The organism is Clavibacter sepedonicus, assembly GCF_000069225.1.
GTDB lineage: Bacteria > Actinomycetota > Actinomycetes > Actinomycetales > Microbacteriaceae > Clavibacter > Clavibacter sepedonicus.
In genome coordinates this window covers 648193-664857 of record NC_010407.1, presented here as the reverse complement: position 1 = coordinate 664857, position 16665 = coordinate 648193, and the positions used below count along the sequence as shown (strand labels likewise).

Sequence of the window (16665 nt, the reverse complement as noted above, 5' to 3'; positions counted from 1 at the left end):
CTCTCCCCCGACGTCGGCCACCCGCCCGGCGTCTCGACGACAGGACGTACCCCCATGAGGATCCTCGTGACCGGCGGCGCCGGCTTCATCGGCTCCAACTTCGTGCGCCACGCGCTCCAGGACCACTACGCCGGGCTCGAGGGCGCGGACGTCGTCGTGCTCGACGCGCTGACCTACTCCGGCAACCTCGAGAACCTCGCGCCCGTCAGCGACTCGCCGCGCTACACGTTCGTCCAGGGCGACATCCGCGACGACGCCGTGCTCGACGAGTGGATCCCGCAGGTCGACGCGGTCGTGCACTTCGCGGCCGAGAGCCACGTCGACCGCTCCGTGCGCGACGCGAGCATCTTCGTCGAGACCAACGTGCTCGGCACGCAGAAGCTCCTCGACGCCGCGCTCCGCCACGACCTCAAGCGCTTCGTCCACGTCTCCACCGACGAGGTCTACGGATCCATCGCCGAGGGCTCGTGGGACGAGGAGCGGCCGCTCGAGCCGAACTCGCCCTACTCCGCGTCGAAGGCCGGCAGCGACCTGCTCGCCCGCTCGTACCACCGCACGCACGGGCTGAACGTGTCCATCACGCGCTGCTCGAACAACTACGGGCCGTACCACTTCCCCGAGAAGGTCATCCCGCTCTTCGTCACGAACCTCATCGACGACAAGCACGTGCCGCTCTACGGCGAGGGCCTCAACATCCGCGACTGGCTGCACGTCGACGACCACTGCCGCGGCATCGCGCTCGTGCTCGTGCAGGGCGCGCCCGGCGAGATCTACAACATCGGCGGCGGCACCGAGCTCACCAACCGCGAGCTCACGCAGCTGCTCCTCGACGCCACCGGCCGCGACTGGTCGTACGTCGACCGCGTCGAGGACCGCAAGGGCCACGACCTGCGCTACTCGGTCGACATCTCCAAGATCCAGCGCGAGCTCGGCTACGCGCCGCAGGTGCCGTTCGCCGAGGGCCTCGCCGACGTGGTGCAGTGGTACCGCGACAACCGCGCGTGGTGGGAGCCGCTGAAGGCGCGCGCCGAGCTACCCGCGTGAGCCGGATCCTCGTCACGGGCGGCCGCGGCATGCTCGGCCAAGACCTCGTCCCGGCCCTCGCCGCCCACGACGTGACGGCGCCCGCGCGCGCCGAGCTCGACATCACCGACGAGGCCGCCGTCCGCGCGGCCGTCGCCGGGCACGACGTGGTCGTCAACCTCGCCGCGTACACGGCGGTGGACGCGGCCGAGGAGCACGAGGACGAGGCCCGCGCGATCAACGCGACCGGCGCCGGCGTGCTCGCGCGCGCCGCCGCGGAGGCGGGCGCCCGCATCGTGCACGTCTCCACCGACTACGTCTTCGACGGATCGGCGACCACCCCCTATCCCGAGGATGCCCCGCACGCGCCGGTGTCCGCCTACGGCCGCACCAAGGCCGAGGGCGAGCGGCTCGTGCTCGACGGACACCCCGACGGCGCGAGCATCGTGCGCACCGCGTGGCTGTACGGCGCAGGCGGCCCCTCCTTCCCGTCGACGATGCTGCGGCTCGCCGCGTCGCACGACACGGTCTCCGTGGTCGACGACCAGCGCGGCCAGCCCACCTGGACGGTCGACCTCGCGGCGCGCATCGTGGAGCTCGTCGACGCCGGGGCGCCCGCGGGCGTCTTCCACGGCACGGCCACCGGCGAGACGACCTGGTTCGGGCTCGCGCAGGCCGTCTTCGCGGAGGCGGGACTGGATCCCGAGCGCGTCCGCCCCACCGACAGCGCCTCCTTCGTGCGGCCGGCCCCGCGCCCCGCCTACTCGATGCTCGGGCACGACGCCTGGGGCCGCGTCGGCCTGGCGCCCCTGCGCGACTGGCGCGAGGCCCTGTCCGACGCCGCCGGGCACGGCGTCCTCCGGGCACGCTGACGGTTACACTCGTGTCCGGTCCGATCCCGGACACCCCAGCCGCTCCCGCTCCGCTCCCCGCGCGGGCCCCACGCAGTTACGAAGGGCACCATCACGTGTCGAGCATGACGAGCACCCAGTCCCGGGAGTTCTCGAGGCCCGGCACGGGCGCGGGGCTCCTGGACGTGTACCGCCGCCGCTACCTCCTCTCCCTCCTCGTGAAGAAGGAGGTGCAGGTCAGGTACCGCGGGTCCGTCCTCGGCTGGCTCTGGTCGTACGTGAAGCCGGCGGCCCAGTTCGCCGTCTTCTTCGTGGCGATGGGGGTGTTCCTCCAGCTGAACCGCAACCAGGTCAACTACCCCGTCTACCTGTTCTCGGGCATCATCCTCATCAACTTCTACACGGAGGCGTTCTCGAACTCCACGAAGTCGCTCGTGGACAACGGGGCCCTGATCAAGAAGATCTACCTGCCGCGCGAGCTGTTCCCGGTGTCGAGCACGTTCGTGGCGCTGGTCAACTTCCTGCCGCAGCTCGTGATCCTGCTGGTCGTCTGCCTCCTCGTCGGCTGGGCGCCCACCCCCGTGCAGGTGCTCGGCATCTTCCTCGCGGTCGCCATCATCGGCACGCTGGCCATCGGCCTGGGCATGCTCTTCGGCGCGGCCAACGTGTCGTTCCGCGACTCGCAGAACTTCGTCGAGCTGATCGTCATGGTCGTCGTCTGGGCCTCGCCCGTGCTCTACCCCTACGCCCAGGTCGCCAAGGTGCTGCCGGACTGGCTGCTCGTGATCTACCAGCTCAACCCCGTCACCGCGGCGGTCGAGCTGTTCCACGCCGCGTTCTGGTACCCCACCACGGGCGGCAGCGGCGAGCTGCCGCCGAACCTCTGGGTGTACGGGTTCATCGCCCTCGGCGTCTCGCTCCTGAGCCTCCTGCTCGGGCAGCTCGTCTTCAAGAAGCTGGAGGGGCGCTTTGCCCAGGACCTCTGAGTCGGACGCGCTCCCGCGCATCATCGTGGAGAACGTGCGCAAGTCGTTCCTCCTCCGCCACACGCACTCCATCAAGGAGACGGTCATCGCGGCCGTCCGCCGGAAGCCGCTCGCCTCGACGTTCAACGCGCTGGAGGACGTGAGCTTCGAGGTGCGGCCCGGCGAGTCCGTCGCGCTCATGGGATTCAACGGATCCGGCAAGTCGACGCTGCTCAAGCTCATCTCGGGCGTCTACCAGCCCGACAGCGGCGACGTGCTCGCCCGCGGGCGCATCGCCGGGCTCATCGAGGTGGGCGCGGGCTTCCACCCCGACCTCTCGGGCCGCGAGAACATCTACCTCAACGCCGCGATCCTCGGCATGGACCAGCACGAGATCGACGCGCGCTTCGACCAGATCGTCGAGTTCAGCGAGATCGAGAAGTTCATCGACACCGAGGTCAAGCACTACTCCTCGGGCATGTTCCTGCGCCTCGCGTTCTCCGTCGCGATCCACACCGAGGTCGACATCCTGCTGGTGGACGAGATCCTCTCGGTGGGCGACGAGCCGTTCCAGCGCAAGTGCCTCGCGAAGATCCGGGAGCTGCATGACCAGGGCAAGACGCTCGTGGTCGTGAGCCACGACCTCGACATGGTGTCGGACCTGTGCGAGCGCGGGATCCTCATCCAGTCGGGCAGGGTCGCGTTCGACGGGCCGTCGAAGGACGCGGTCGAGCGGATGCGCCAGGGCTGACCCCGCCGGGCGCTCCTCCCGGATCCCGCGGGCGAGCGCCGGTACGATGGTCCTCCCGCGGGCCGACCCGACACCCGCGCGATGGAGGACCGTGACCACCACGCTGCGCGTGATCATCGACCAGCTGACCGGCCCCACGCCCGGCGGCATCGGCCGCTACGCCGAGGACCTGACGAGCGCGATCGTCGCGACGACGCCGAGCGGCTGCGAGGTCGAGGGCGTCGTCTCCGCGATCACGCCCGAGCAGACGGCCGACCTCGAGGAGCGCCTGCCCGGGCTCGCCCGCATCACGCGCGTCCCGCTCCCCCGCCGCGAGCTCTCCCGCGCCTGGCAGCTCGGCCTCCCGACGCCCGGCACGACCGGCATGGTCCACGCCCCCGGCCTCCTCGCGCCGCTGCGCCGCCACGACCGCGTGAACACGAACGACCAGATCGTCGCCACCATCCACGACGTCAACGCGTGGACGCACCCCGAGAGCATGACGAGCGCGTCCGTCTCCTGGACGAAGGCCATGGCCAAGCGCGCCCGCAAGCACGCCGACGCCGTGGTCGTGCCGTCGCACGCGCTGGCCGATGAGCTCGCGCGGTACGTCGACCTGGGCGACCGCGTGCGGGTGATCGGCGGGGCCGTGAGCCCGCGCATCGCCCTGCCCGAGGACCCGGCCGCCCGTGCGGCCGAGCTGGACCTGCCTGCCGACTACCTGCTCACCGTCGGGAGCCTCGAGCCGCGCAAGGGCGTCCAGGCGCTCGTGCAGGCGCTGGTCCGGCCCGAGACCGGCGACCTGCCACTCCTCATCGTCGGGCCCGCCACGTGGGGCGACGTCGAGCTCGCGCAGGTGGCGGACGAGGCGGGCGTCGACCCGTCGCGCGTGCGGAGCCTGGGATCCCTCACCGACGCCGACCTGGCCGTCGCCCTCGACCGCGCCACGGTCTTCGTGCACCCGAGCCTCTCGGAGGGCTTCGGCCTGCCGGTCGTGGAGGCGCTGTCCTTCGGCACGCCCGTCGTGCACTCGGACGCGCCGGCCCTCCTCGAGGTCGCGGCCGACGCGGGCGTCGTGGTGCCGCGCGAGGATCCCGACGGCTACCCTCTGCGCCTCGCCGAGGCCATCGGCGGCCTCCTGTCCGACACGGCCGCGCGCGAGCGCCTCGCGGTCGTCGGGCAGGATCGCGCCCGCGCGTTCAGCTGGCGCGACGCCGCCGAGAAGGTCTGGCAGCTGCACGCCGACCTGTAGGCCGGGCGCCGGAGGATCAGCCCGCGGAGCCGTTCGCGAACTGCTGCTGGATCGCCTGGCGGACGGCCGGGAAGTCGGGCTTCTGCGAGTCGAACCGCGGCGGCACGATCTCCAGGTCGTCGATGGGCTGATCCTTCGTCTTCAGCGCCAGCTGCGTGAAGTAGCCGAGCATGCCGCGCGGGATGTCGGTCTTGACCACCTGCTGACCTGCCTGCGCGATCGCGTCGAACTTGGTGAGCACGTTGGCCGGGTCGAACTGCTTCAGCACCGCCTGCTGCACCTCGCGCTGGCGCGACATGCGGTCGTAGTCCGTGGCCTGGTAGCGCGAGCGCGCGTACCAGAGCGCGTGGTAGCCGTCGAGCTTCTGCTGCCCCGGCTCGATCCACTCCGGGATCGGCACCGGGCGGAACTTGTCGTCGTGCCCCGAGCCCATGCCGATGCGGCGCTTCACGTCGATGTCGATGCCGCCGAGCGCGTCCACCATCTCGGAGAAGCCCTGCATGTCGATGAGCGCGTAGTACTGGATCGTGAGCCCCGTGACGCCCTGCACGGCCTCGCGCATCGCCTCGATGCCGGGGAGGCTGCCCTTCTCCTCCGCGTCGGGGTAGAGGTCCTTCTTGTAGACCTCGACCTCGGTGTAGATGGAGTTGAGCATGCAGGCGTCCACGTCGCAGCGCTGGTAGCCGTTCGGGTAGCGCTCCTTGAGGGGCGAGCCGTCGGAGAACGGCACCTTCTCCATGTCGCGCGGCAGGCCCACCATCGTGGCGCGCCCGGTGTCGGCGTCGATGCTGACCACGGTGATGCTGTCCGGGCGCAGGCCCGCGCGGTCGCTGCCCGCGTCGCCGCCGAGCAGCATGATGTTGTACCGGCCGTCGACGGGGGCCTCGGTGGCGTAGTCGCCGAAGATCCCGCCGAGGGCGCCGCGGCCGACGCCGACGACGTAGGCGGCGTAGCCCGCGGATCCGGCCGTGCCGACCATGAGCAGCACCGACAGCGCCGCGATGACCGGGCGGGCCCGCGGCGCGACGCGGATGATGCGCGCGAGCCGCAGCGTGTCGAGCGCGAGCACGACCCACAGCACGGCGTAGGCCGCGAGGAGCAGCTGCAGCACGACGAGCAGCCACTCCTGGGACACGACCTGGATGAGCGCGCCGCGCGCGAAGAGCGCGAGCCCGCCCGCGACGACGGCGAGCCCCCACACGACCATCGTGGAGACCAGGCCGACGCGGCCGAGGCGACGGCTCCCCGCGAGGACCTGGGCGGATCCGGGGATGAGGACGTTCAGCACCACGAGCCACCAGGCCCGGGTGGTCATGATGCGCGGCGACCGGCTGTCCGGGTGCCGGATGGGCTGGGTGAGGCTCACGTGCGCGACGACACCTTCTGCTGCAGGGCAGCGTTCTTCCGCTCCACGAGCTCGGCGAGCTCGGCGCGATGGCGTGCGAGGGCGTCCGCGATGCGGTCGTCGGAGGTGGAGAGGATGCGCGCGGCGAGCAGCCCGGCGTTCTCCGCCCCGCCAATGGAGACGGTGGCGACGGGGACGCCGGCCGGCATCTGCACGATCGACAGCAGGGAGTCCATGCCGTCGAGGGTCGCGAGGGGCACGGGCACGCCGATGACGGGGAGGGTCGTGACCGAGGCGATCATGCCTGGCAGGTGCGCGGCGCCGCCGGCGCCCGCGATGATGACGCGGATCCCCCGCTCACGGGCGCTCTGCCCGTAGGCGATCATGCGCTCGGGCGTGCGGTGCGCGGACAGCACCTCGACCTCGAGGGCGATTCCGAGGGCGTCGAGCGCGAGGGACGCCTTCTCTATCACGTTCCAGTCGGAGTCGGAGCCCATGACGAGGCCGACGAGTGCAGGGGTGTCGGGATTCACGGGCTCCATGCTAGGTGCCGGATCCCGGGTGCCCGCCCGCGCCACGCAGCCCGGACGCGACCGGTCGGCGGAGGGCCGCTGCGCCCCCGCGGGATCCGGCCGCGCGCCCCCGTGCGCACCGGGCGGCGTCCCCGGTCAGCCCCGGAAGAACGCCGCGGCCGCGCGCGCCCGGTAGGCGGTCTCGTCGAGGTCGTCGCCCACCACGGTCACGTGCCCTACCTTGCGGCCGGGCCGCGGATCCTTGCCGTAGAAGTGGAAGCGCGCCTCCGGCTGGTCGGCGAGCGCCCGCGGGTAGCGGTCGGCGATGTCGCCGGCCTCCGGGCCGCCCAGCACGTTGATCATGACCGACCACGGCGCGAGCGGCCGGGTGGATCCGAGCGGCAGGTCGAGCACGGCCCGAAGGTGCTGCTCGAACTGGCCGGTGACTGCGCCGTCCATCGACCAGTGGCCGGTGTTGTGCGGGCGCATGGCCAGCTCGTTGACGAGCAGGCGCCCGTCGACCGTCTCGAACAGCTCGACCGCGAGGACGCCCGTGACGCCGAGCCCCTCCGCGATTCCGCGGGCCATCTCCTCCGCCGTCTCGCGGAGCCGCGCGCTCGCGCCGTGCGCGGGCGCGATGACCTCGGCGCACACGCCGTCGCGCTGGATCGACTCGACGACGGGCCACGCGGCGATGTCGCCGGAGGGCCGGCGCGCGACGGACTGCGCGAGCTCGCGCGCGTAGTCGACGAGCTCCTCGGCGAGCAGCGCGTCCCCCGCGCCGAGCGCGTCGAACCAGTCGCCGGCCTCGTCCGCGGAGCGCACGACCCGGACGCCCTTGCCGTCGTAGCCGCCGCGCGGCGTCTTCACGACCGCGACGCCGCCGTTGTCGGCGAGGAACGCGGCGAGCGCCTCCCGGTCGGCGACGCGCGCCCACACGGGCACCGGGACGCCCAGCTGCTCGAGCCGCTCGCGCATGAGCAGCTTATCCTGGGCGACGAGAAGCGCATCCGGTCCCGGGTGCACGGCGACGCCCTCGGCGACGAGCGCGCGGAGGACGTGCTGCGGCACGTGCTCGTGGTCGAACGTGATCACGTCCACGTCGCGGGCGAAGGCGCGGACCGCGTCGAGGTCGCGGTAGTCCCCGACGGCCGATGCGGCGAGCCCGGCGGACATGCCGTCCGCCTCGGCGAGCACGCGGATCCCGATGCCGAGCTCCACGGCGGGGGCGATCATCATCCGGGCGAGCTGTCCGCCTCCGACGACTCCGACGGTGGGCGTCATGGTGTCCTCCTCCTGCAGGTGGGTGGGCCCGCCCGATGCGGCGGGAATGCCGGCACCCGGGACCACCGGTAACGTGGTCCGTCGCGCCACCCGACATCCTCCCCCATCCAGGACGGACCCCGCCCATGTCCCCCCCGCCGCTCCCTCGCCTCGCTCGGCGTGCAGATCGCGCAGTTCGGGCTCGTCGGCGGCGCGGGCTTCCTGGTCGACCTCGCGGTCTTCAACCTGCTGCGCGCCACGGTCCTCCACCCCGACGCCGTCGAGGCCGGCCCGCTGCTCGCCAAGGTCGCCTCGACCGTCGTCGCCATCGCCGTCAACTGGGTGGGCAACCGCTACTGGACCTTCGGGAAGCAGCGCACCACGCGCCGCGGCCGCGAGGCGCTCGAGTTCCTCGCGGTCAGCGTGCTCGGCATGGTCATCGGGCTCGCGTGCCTCTACGTCTCGCACTACGTGCTGGGGCTCACTTCGCCGCTGGCCGACAACGTCTCGGCCAACGTCATCGGCCTGGGGCTCGGATCCGCGGTGCGCTTCGTGCTCTACCGCCAGTGGGTCTACTCCCCCGCCCGTCGCCACGCGGCACCGCAGGCGGAACCAGCTCGCGCCCCACGCGCCGACCGGATCGAGGACGCGGACCGGATCGCGGTCCCCTAGGTCGGCGGCCCGCTCATCCACCGTAGGGACCGTAGGGACCGTAGGGACCTCAGCCGCGCTGCCAGGGCTGCGTGTCGTCCGGCCACACGGAGCGGGCCTCGTCCTGCTGACGCCAGGCCGGGTCGCCGGGCCGACCACGGCGCGACTCCTCCTGGCGTCGGCGCTCGGCCACCATGTTGGCGTTCTCCTCCATGAGGTCCTGCAGGGCCTGGACGACGAGCACCGCGGACGGCACGTCCCGGAGCACGACGGGCGACTCGAGGCCGGCGTTGATGGAGACGTGGCCGCTGCGGTGCAGGTGCTGCAGGGGGCCGCGGCGGAGGGTCACGTCGTACCCGCGCGAGTGCAGCAGCTCCTGGCGGGTCCGCACGAAGAAGCCGTGCGAGACGATGAGGCGCCGGGTCGTCACCGTGTAGCGCCGGTTGAGCCACACGAGCACGGGGAGCAGCGTGACGAAGACCGCGACGCCCGCGAGCGAGACCAGCAGCAGCGCGTTCTCCCACGGCTCCGGGAACCAGGCGCCGAAGTAGCCGCCCGCGAGGCAGATCGCGAGGAGCAGCAGCACGGGGAGGGTGAGCGCGCGGCCGTGCGGTCGGAGGCGGACGAGGACGCGCTCGGGGTCGGCGGCCGTCACCTGCTGGGCCGGGGCGGCAGGAGGGGCGGCAGGGCGGCCGAGGCGCGGATCCACGTCGTGCGACGCGGTCAGGCGGCCGGCCTCGTCCTCGGCGACGCGACGGCGCTCCTCCTTCTCGGCCTTACGACGGGCCCGGCGTCCGCCGCGGACGGGGAGCGCCCGCCCGCCCTCTCCGGGTGCGTACCGCTGCGTGTCACCCGTGTGCGCCATGCCTCATTGATACCGCAGATGCGTCACGTCCCCGGCGGCGACAGACGTGACGGCCGGATCCCCGGCGGACTCCACGGTCAGCCGCCCGTCGTCGTCGACCCCGGTGGCGCGCCCGAGGAGCTCGCCGCCGCCCGGCAGCTCGACGCGGACGTCGCGGCCGATGGTGGCGCAGGTGCGGGTCAGCTCGTCGACGAGTCCGCACGCGCGCGCGTCGCCGTCGGCGTCCACCCACGCCAGGTACCGGGCGCGGAGCTCCCGCAGGTACGCGGCCAGGAGCGCGTCCACGTCCGGATCCTGCACGCCCGACAGCCGCAGCGACGTGGAGGTGGGCGTCGGCAGCTCGGCCTCCTCGAGCGTGAGGTTGAGGCCCGTCCCCACGAGCATGCGGCCGGGCGCGACTATCTCGCCGAGGATCCCGGACACCTTCCGCCCGTCCACGTGCACGTCGTTCGGCCACTTGAGCGTGACCTCGGCCGGTGCGGGCACGAGGTCGCGGAGGGTCGCGACGAGCGCGAGGCCGGCCACGAGCGGCAGCCAGCCGGGGTCGAGGTCCGTGCGCCCCGGGGCGCAGAGGACGCTGACCGCGAGGCATCGCCCGGGCGGCGCCGTCCAGACGCGGCCGCGACGGCCGCGTCCCGCCGTCTGGTCGAGCGTGAGCACGACGGATCCGTCCGGCCACGCGGCCGGATCAGCGGACGCCCGCCGGGACAGCTCGTCGTTGGTCGAGCCGGCCGAGTCCAGGGCGAGGAGGCGCGGGGCGGCGAGTCGGCTGAGCGGGAGGTCCATGCCGCCACCGTACCGAGCGGACCAGGAGGACATCGCACCCCGGACGCGCGGTCTTCTGTGCGTGGTCCACAAGTGCGGGGTCCATGCCCGCCGGTACAGTGATGCGGGTGACTTCACACGAGCCAGACGAGGACGCCGGCGCCCCGGACATGTACACGACCGCGGGCAAGCTCGCCGACCTGAAGCGGCGCTACCACGAGGCCGTCACCGCGAGCGGCGAGGCCGCCATCCAGAAGCAGCACGCGCGCGGCAAGATGACCGCCCGCGAGCGCATCGACCAGCTGCTCGACCACGGGTCGTTCGTCGAGCTCGACGAGTTCGTCCGCCACCGCACGCACGCGTTCGGCATGGACACCAAGCGGCCCTACGGCGACTCGGTCGTCACGGGCACGGGCACCATCAACGGCCGACAAGTCGCCGTCTACTCGCAGGACTTCACGATCTTCGGCGGATCCCTCGGCGAGGTCGCGGGCGAGAAGATCATCAAGGTCATGGAGCTCGCCATCAAGACGGGCGTCCCCATCATCGGCATCCTCGACTCGGGCGGCGCGCGCATCCAGGAGGGCGTGGTCGCGCTCGGCAAGTACGGCGAGATCTTCCGCCTGAACACGCGCGCCTCGGGCGTCATCCCGCAGATCTCGCTCATCATGGGCCCGGCAGCGGGCGGTGCCGTGTACTCCCCGGCGCTCACCGACTTCGTGATCATGGTCGACAAGACCAGCCACATGTTCGTCACGGGCCCCGACGTCATCAAGACGGTCACGGGCGAGGAGGTCGGCTTCGAGGAGCTCGGCGGTGCGCTCACCCACAACAAGGTCTCCGGCGTCGCGCACTATCTCGCGAGCGACGAGGACGACGCGCTCGACTACGCGCGCACCCTCCTCGGGTTCCTGCCCGACAACAACCTCGCGGAGCTGCCGGAGTTCCCGCGCACGGCGGACCTCGAGATAACGGCGCAGGACAGCAAGCTCGACACGATCATCCCGGACAGCCCGAACCAGCCGTACGACATGAAGACGATCATCGAGCTCATCGTCGACGACGGCGAGTTCCTCGAGACGCAGCCGCTGTTCGCGCCCAACATCATCGTCGGGTTCGCGCGCGTCGAAGGCCGCTCAGTCGGCATCGTCGCCAACCAGCCGAACGCGATGGCCGGCACGCTCAACATCGAGGCGGGCGAGAAGGCCAGCCGGTTCGTGCGGTTCTGCGACGCGTTCTCCATCCCGATCCTCACGCTCGTGGACGTGCCCGGGTACCTGCCCGGCACCGAGCAGGAGTGGACGGGCGTCATCCGCCGCGGCGCGAAGCTGCTGTACGCGTACGCCGAGGCGACCGTTCCGCTCGTCACCGTCATCACGCGGAAGGCCTACGGCGGCGCCTACATCGTCATGGGATCCAAGCAGCTCGGCGCCGACATCAACCTCGCGTGGCCGACGGCCGAGATCGCGGTGATGGGCGGACAGGGTGCCGTCAACATCCTCTACCGCGGCGAGATCAAGGGCGCCGAGCAGGCCGGCGAGGACGTCGCGGCGGTCCGCACCCGGCTCGCCAACGAGTACACGTACAACGTCGCGAGCCCGTTCCTCGCGGCCGAGCGCGGCGAGCTCGACAACGTCATCCAGCCGGCCGCCACGCGCGCGTCGGTCGTCAAGGCCCTGCGGGCGCTGCGCACCAAGCGCGCGAGCCTGCCGCCCAAGAAGCACGGGAACATCCCGCTGTGACCGACGCGCACGGGTCGGCTGGCGCCGCGGGGGGCGGATTCCGCGTCCTCGGCGGCTCCCCCACGGAGGAGGAGCTCGCCGCCGCCACCGCGGTCATCGCGGCGCTGGCGGCGCAGCCCGCCGCCGAGCAGCCCGCGCGTCGGGTGCCGGACGCCTGGCAGCGCTCGCAGCGCGGCGTCCGCGGCACGCTCGTGCCGGGTCCCGGTCGCTGGCGCGGCTTCTCCGGCTGACCGGGTCGGCGACGATCCCGCGGGGTGCGTTCGCCACAGGCTGTGTCCTCGCAAATGACGACTTGGCCCGCCTCCCCCGCTCCGTGAGACTCGACGTGCTGGGGGACCTGCATCGCGGGTCAGTCAACACGGCGTCGTCCATCTGTGGTGAGCAGACGGCGCCAGGGGGCGGATCATCTCGATGCTCGGGTCATCGGGATGACCGGAGAGGCGCGGGGGCGGTCGGTGGATGCACCGGCCCCCGCGCCTCTCAGCACCACCAGCGGACTGCGCGCCACCGGCGGCCGGCGCCTCAGATGCGCGGCCTTGGGATCTCCAGCCACAGGTCGACCTCGTCGTCCAGGTCGTCGCTGCCCAGGAGGCTCGCGCTGCCGTCGCCCGCCACGCTGAGGCCGACGACGGTGATCGCCGTGTCGGATCCCTCGGGCACCGTGCGGGCGATGATCTTGTCCGCCTGCGTGTCCCGGATGGCGGCGGCCAGCCGGTCGAGCACGACGTCGCGCGTGGTGTCGTCGAGGTCGTCGATGCCGCCCTCGTCGAGGAGCGTGACGACCGTCCCGCGACGCCGGGCGAGCATGACCTGCTCGCGCACCGCGTCGTTCAGCAGCGTGCGCCCGCGGATCTCATCGCGGATCGCGCCCTCGAGGTAGAGGCACTCCTGCCGCTCCTCCGGGGAGAGGTCGCCGCCGGTCTCCACGATGCGGCGGAGCATGGGGACCGCCATGCGGCTCGTCTGGCGGAGCCGGAACTGGCGCTCGTAGAGGTGCGCCTCCTGCGCGGCCTGCCAGTCCGCGGCCTCGCGCTCGGCGCGGTGGAACTGCCGGGCGTCGCGCGCGGCCTTGGCGAGCGCGTGCGCCAGCACGTGCGAGACGGCGACCCACAGCGCGCTGCCCGTGACGCCGTAGGCGACGAGACCGGCCGGCCCGCCCCAGAGCACCGTCTGGGCCGCCAGGATGACGATGCCCGACCACGCGAAGCCCTGCCTCCGGCGGGCGGACGTGATGGTCATCAGCGTGCCGACGGCGGCGACGTGCCACGTGGTGAACGGGGCGAGAGGTCCGGGCGCGAGCTGGCTGGTCACCAGGACGGGCACGACGGTCGCCACGGCGAGGTTGAAGGACGCGAGCCACACGGGCATGACCGTGGGGCTCGTCGGCCAGAGGCTCATGAGCGTGGCGACGAGGTAGAGCGCGACCGCGACGAGCGTGACGGCCGGATCAGCGGGGGCGGAGATCGCGACGAGCGCGAGCACCACGTGGTACGCCGAGAAGAGGGCGGCGAGGCCGAGGACGATGGAGCGCGGGACGACGATCACCGGTCGCCCCTCTCGCGTTCGGGACGCTCGAGCGGTTGCGCGTCGAGGTCGTCGGGGAGGGGAGGGACCGTGAGCGCCGCGGCGTCGACCGGGGCGGGCCAGCGGATCCGCACCGCCGTGCCCTCCCCCGGCGCCGAGTCGATCGTGACGAGCCCGCCCGCCTGCGCCACGCGCTCCTTGATGGACACGCGGAGCCCCAGGCGCTCCGTGGGGATGCGGCGCTGGTCGAAGCCGACGCCGTCGTCGACGACGTCGATCGCCACGCCCTCGTCGCCGTGGCCCGAGATGACGAGCATCCGGGTGATGGTCTCGGCCGAGGTGCCCGCGTGCTGGAGGCTGTTCATCATCGCCTGCACCGCCGCGGAGTAGATGGCCTCCGCGGTGGCCACCGGGACCGTGCGCGCGCCGAGGTCGCGCGTCTCGAGGACGAACGGCGCGGAGAGCGCGGATGCGGCGTCGACGATGCGCTTCGCGACGGCGCGAAGCGGCACCGAGGCGTCGTCGTCGGTGCCCTGCTCCGCGGCGGCCAGGTGCCCCATCGCGTTGGCGGCCATCGTGGCGGCGAGCGTGCGGGCGGCCGGATCCCCGGTGCGGGCCGCCGAGAGCAGCGTCGTGAGGACGCTGTCGTGCACGATCGCGTCGACCTGCACGCGCTCCACCTCCGTGGCGTGCTGCCGCACCGCGTGCGAGTAGCGCGTCAGCGCCGTGCCCTGCGCCCAGTCGACGCCGAGGGCCGCCTGGCGGAGCACCGTGACGATCATCAGGACGGATCCGCCCAAGATGATCGAGTAGAGGACCTGCAGGAACGAGTCGAGCGGCGTGATGACTCCGTGGCGCAGCACCACCTCCATGAAGCCGAGCCCGAGCGGCACCGCGACCGTGTAGATCACGGCGATCCACAGGCGGAAGGCCATCGCCGCGCACGTCGTCGCGACCGTGAGCTCCTGGTAGAGGAACGGCTGCGGGACGGTCGCGAGGGTCTCCGGGACGATCGCGAACGGCCACGTCGCGAGCGCGAGCACGAAGACCAGGGCGACGGTCGCGTGCGCGGGCACGACCCCGCGGCGGATCACGCCGGCGACGCACGTCCAGACGAGGCTGCCGAAGAACACCAGCAGGAAGGCGATGCTCCAGGCCGGGCGCATGGCGTCCAGCTGCTCGCTGATGACCTGCAGCGACTGCAGGGCGAAGAGGAGGCCGAACGCACCCGCGCCGCGACCGAGGATCGTCTCGATGCGGGCGAGGCTGATGGGGTTGTCGGGGGTGCGTGGTGGGGCGCCGGCGATGGCGCGCGTCACGGGAGCCGCGGAGGGCGGCGCGCTGGCCGGAGGCCTAGCTGTACTCGGCCATGACGTTGGTGACACTTCGGGGCGTGTGAAGAGGCCTCCTGGCTTGATGGAGCTGTTCAGTTCAACCATCGCCAGGAGGCCTCGATGTCCCACGGTAATGCTCGTCTGACGGTTCACGGGAGGGTTCTCCTCGTGCGGCGGGTGGTGGAGGATCGTCGGCCGGTCGCGCACGTCGCGCGGGAGCTGGGGGTGTCGCGGCAGTGCGCGCATCGATGGGTGAACCGGTTCCGTGCCGAGGGGCTGCGAGGGCTGACGGATCGGTCATCGCGGCCCCGGTCAGTACCGAGGCGAACGAGCCCGGAGCGGGAACGGGCCGTGCTGGAAGCGCGGGCCCAGTTGCGGGCGGGTCCTGCGCGGCTGGCGCCGGTGACAGGTGTTCCATCCCGCACGATCTCCCGCATCCTGCGCCGGCACGGGGCGCCGCCGTTGGCATGGTTGGACCCCGTCACCGGGGCCGTGATCCGGGCATCCCGGTCAACGGCGCACCGGTATGAGCACGAGCATCCGGGTGATCTGATCCACGTGGACGTGAAGAAGCTCGGGAGGATCCCGGACGGAGGCGGCTGGCGGGTCCACGGGCGCAGCGAGCAGGTCCGCGGCCGCGGGATCGGGTTCGATTACGTCCATGCCGCGGTCGATGACCACACCCGTCTCGCCTACGCGGAGATCCATCCCGATGAGAAAGGCGCGACCGCGGCCGGGTTCCTGACCCGCGCAGCGGCGTACTTCGCCGGGCATGGGATCACCCGGATCGAGCGGGTCATCACGGACAACGCGTTCGCCTACCGGCACTCGACCGCGTTCAAGAACGCCGTCCAGGACCTGGGCGCGCGGCAGAAGTTCATCCGCCCGCACTGCCCCTGGCAGAACGGCAAGGTCGAGCGCTTCAACCGGACCCTCGCGACCGAGTGGGCCTACCGGCAACCCTTCACCAGCAACCAACACCGGGCCGACGCGCTTGACCCCTTCATCGAGCACTACAACACTGAACGAATCCACTCAAGCCACGGGCTCACGCCCGCGGCCCGAGTGTCACCAACGTCATGACCCAGTACACCTAGCGGCCATCGCCGCCGTCCTGGTCCAGGCCGGGGAGGATGCCGTCCTCCACGGCGCGGCGGAGCAGATCGACCTTGGTGGGGGCGGGGCGGCCGACCTCGACGTACTTGACGCGGATCCGGTCGAGGTACTCGCGCGCCGTGCTGTTCGCGATGCCCAGCTGCTGCGCCACCAGCTTGAGCGGCAGGCCGGATGCGTAGAGGTGCAGCACGTCGCGCTCGCGCCGGCCGAGCTGGGCCTTCGCGAAGTCGCGGTCCGCGTCGATGGCGGTGGCCCACTCCAGGTTGTTGAGCACGTCGCCGCGCGCGACGGTGGCGACGGCGGCCATCACGGTCTGCGTGGCCGAGGACTTCGGGATCACGCCCGCGGCGCCGGCGGCGAGCGCCTCGCGGACGCTCGCGACGCGGTCGGCGATGCTGTGGACGAGCACCGCGGCACCCGTGCCCTGCGCGGCCTTGACGTTGTCGGTGACGGACGAGCCGTCGCCCAGCGAGAGGTCGAGCACGACCACGTCGCACTCCCGACCCACCAGGCCCTCGACGAGCTCGCGGGCGTTCGCGGCCGCGAGGATGAACTCGAACCCAGCGTCGAGGCACGCGGCCTTGAGCCCGAGCCGCACCGACTCGTGGTCGTCGACGACGGCGACGCGGACGGGCGGGCGGCCCTCGGCCGCCTGGTCGGATCCCTGCATGGTCTCGGTCATCCGGATCCCCCTCGTCGCGTGGCGCCGTCGAGCTCCGACAGCCGC

General features: G+C 72.3%; 17 protein-coding genes. 9 read left to right on the top strand and 8 right to left on the bottom strand.

All coding sequences use genetic code 11. From position 1 onward, the window contains the following. Positions 1 to 54: 54 nt before the first annotated feature. From rfbB to CMS_RS03125, 5 genes are all read left to right on the top strand, one after another. Entirely contained in the window at positions 55 to 1044 is a 990-nt protein-coding gene (gene rfbB, locus CMS_RS03145) for a dTDP-glucose 4,6-dehydratase (protein WP_012298063.1), read from the top strand. Then, entirely contained in the window at positions 1041 to 1895 is an 855-nt protein-coding gene (gene rfbD, locus CMS_RS03140) for a dTDP-4-dehydrorhamnose reductase (RefSeq protein ID WP_012298062.1), read from the top strand. The genes rfbB and rfbD overlap by 4 nt, the downstream gene beginning before the upstream one ends. A 95-nt stretch (positions 1896 to 1990) precedes the next feature. Continuing rightward, a complete protein-coding gene (locus CMS_RS03135) occupies positions 1991 to 2860 on the top strand; it encodes an ABC transporter permease (protein ID WP_012298061.1) in 870 nt (289 codons plus the stop codon). Then, a complete protein-coding gene (locus CMS_RS03130) occupies positions 2844 to 3590 on the top strand; it encodes an ABC transporter ATP-binding protein (RefSeq protein WP_041464355.1) in 747 nt (248 codons plus the stop codon). The genes CMS_RS03135 and CMS_RS03130 overlap by 17 nt, the downstream gene beginning before the upstream one ends. A gap of 91 nt (positions 3591 to 3681) precedes the next feature. After that, positions 3682 to 4821: a glycosyltransferase family 4 protein gene (locus CMS_RS03125; RefSeq protein ID WP_012298059.1), complete on the top strand. Its 1140-nt coding sequence runs from the start codon at positions 3682 to 3684 to the stop codon at positions 4819 to 4821. A 16-nt stretch (positions 4822 to 4837) separates the two neighbouring features. On the opposite strand, the gene CMS_RS03120 is transcribed toward CMS_RS03125, so the two are convergent. From CMS_RS03120 to CMS_RS03110, 3 genes are all read right to left on the bottom strand, one after another. Next, on the bottom strand, positions 4838 to 6187 hold the full coding sequence (locus CMS_RS03120; protein WP_041464354.1) for an LCP family protein: 1350 nt from the start codon (positions 6185 to 6187) through the stop codon (positions 4838 to 4840). Continuing rightward, positions 6184 to 6708 (bottom strand): 5-(carboxyamino)imidazole ribonucleotide mutase, encoded by a 525-nt coding sequence (gene purE / locus CMS_RS03115; RefSeq protein WP_041464353.1) that lies wholly within the window; start codon positions 6706 to 6708, stop codon positions 6184 to 6186. Before purE ends, CMS_RS03120 begins: the two co-directional genes overlap by 4 nt. Positions 6709 to 6834: 126 nt before the next feature. Continuing rightward, a complete protein-coding gene (locus CMS_RS03110) occupies positions 6835 to 8010 on the bottom strand; it encodes a 5-(carboxyamino)imidazole ribonucleotide synthase (RefSeq protein ID WP_407637328.1) in 1176 nt (391 codons plus the stop codon). 111 nt (positions 8011 to 8121) lie between these two features. Between CMS_RS03110 and CMS_RS03105 the strand changes: the two genes are divergently transcribed. After that, positions 8122 to 8613 carry a GtrA family protein gene (locus tag CMS_RS03105; RefSeq protein ID WP_012298055.1) on the top strand — a complete coding sequence of 164 codons (492 nt, stop codon included), beginning with the start codon at positions 8122 to 8124 and terminating at the stop codon, positions 8611 to 8613. Between the two features lie 49 nt (positions 8614 to 8662). Here CMS_RS03105 and CMS_RS03100 read toward each other — a convergent pair whose 3' ends face one another. Beyond that, positions 8663 to 9457, bottom strand: a complete 795-nt coding sequence (locus tag CMS_RS03100) for a PH domain-containing protein (protein WP_012298054.1) — start codon at positions 9455 to 9457, stop codon at positions 8663 to 8665. A gap of 3 nt (positions 9458 to 9460) precedes the next feature. Further along, positions 9461 to 10243 carry a biotin--[acetyl-CoA-carboxylase] ligase gene (locus tag CMS_RS03095; protein ID WP_041464352.1) on the bottom strand — a complete coding sequence of 261 codons (783 nt, stop codon included), beginning with the start codon at positions 10241 to 10243 and terminating at the stop codon, positions 9461 to 9463. A 149-nt stretch (positions 10244 to 10392) separates the two neighbouring features. Here CMS_RS03095 and CMS_RS03090 point away from each other — a divergent pair, with 149 nt between their 5' ends. Both CMS_RS03090 and CMS_RS03085 read left to right on the top strand, forming a co-directional pair. Continuing rightward, complete coding sequence (locus CMS_RS03090) at positions 10393 to 11964, top strand: acyl-CoA carboxylase subunit beta (RefSeq protein WP_041464351.1); 1572 nt, start codon at positions 10393 to 10395, stop codon at positions 11962 to 11964. After that, entirely contained in the window at positions 11961 to 12194 is a 234-nt protein-coding gene (locus CMS_RS03085; protein WP_012298051.1) for an acyl-CoA carboxylase subunit epsilon, read from the top strand. Before CMS_RS03090 ends, CMS_RS03085 begins: the two co-directional genes overlap by 4 nt. A 292-nt stretch (positions 12195 to 12486) precedes the next feature. Here the strand turns inward: CMS_RS03085 and CMS_RS03080 are convergent, their stop codons facing one another. Then, positions 12487 to 13509 (bottom strand): hypothetical protein, encoded by a 1023-nt coding sequence (locus tag CMS_RS03080; protein ID WP_012298050.1) that lies wholly within the window; start codon positions 13507 to 13509, stop codon positions 12487 to 12489. Then, positions 13506 to 14807: a sensor histidine kinase gene (locus CMS_RS03075; RefSeq protein WP_223842710.1), complete on the bottom strand. Its 1302-nt coding sequence runs from the start codon at positions 14805 to 14807 to the stop codon at positions 13506 to 13508. The genes CMS_RS03080 and CMS_RS03075 overlap by 4 nt, the downstream gene beginning before the upstream one ends. 135 nt (positions 14808 to 14942) lie before the next feature. On the opposite strand from CMS_RS03075, the gene CMS_RS03070 reads away from it, so the two are divergent. Beyond that, on the top strand, positions 14943 to 15905 hold the full coding sequence (locus CMS_RS03070) for an IS481-like element IS1121 family transposase (RefSeq protein ID WP_012296860.1): 963 nt from the start codon (positions 14943 to 14945) through the stop codon (positions 15903 to 15905). A gap of 10 nt (positions 15906 to 15915) precedes the next feature. On the opposite strand, the gene CMS_RS03065 is transcribed toward CMS_RS03070, so the two are convergent. Further along, positions 15916 to 16620, bottom strand: coding sequence for a response regulator transcription factor (locus CMS_RS03065; RefSeq protein ID WP_041464349.1), 705 nt, complete (start codon positions 16618 to 16620; stop codon positions 15916 to 15918). Between the last annotated feature and the right edge of the window lie 45 nt (positions 16621 to 16665).

Coding starts and splice junctions, on each gene's coding strand:
- rfbB (WP_012298063.1), top strand. CDS start 55: ATGAGGATCCTCGTGACCGGCGGCGCCGGCTTCATCGGCTCCAACTTC.
- purE (WP_041464353.1), bottom strand. CDS start 6,708: ATGGAGCCCGTGAATCCCGACACCCCTGCACTCGTCGGCCTCGTCATG.
- CMS_RS03100 (WP_012298054.1), bottom strand. CDS start 9,457: ATGGCGCACACGGGTGACACGCAGCGGTACGCACCCGGAGAGGGCGGG.
- CMS_RS03095 (WP_041464352.1), bottom strand. CDS start 10,243: ATGGACCTCCCGCTCAGCCGACTCGCCGCCCCGCGCCTCCTCGCCCTG.
- CMS_RS03090 (WP_041464351.1), top strand. CDS start 10,393: ATGTACACGACCGCGGGCAAGCTCGCCGACCTGAAGCGGCGCTACCAC.
- CMS_RS03070 (WP_012296860.1), top strand. CDS start 14,943: ATGTCCCACGGTAATGCTCGTCTGACGGTTCACGGGAGGGTTCTCCTC.
- CMS_RS03065 (WP_041464349.1), bottom strand. CDS start 16,620: ATGACCGAGACCATGCAGGGATCCGACCAGGCGGCCGAGGGCCGCCCG.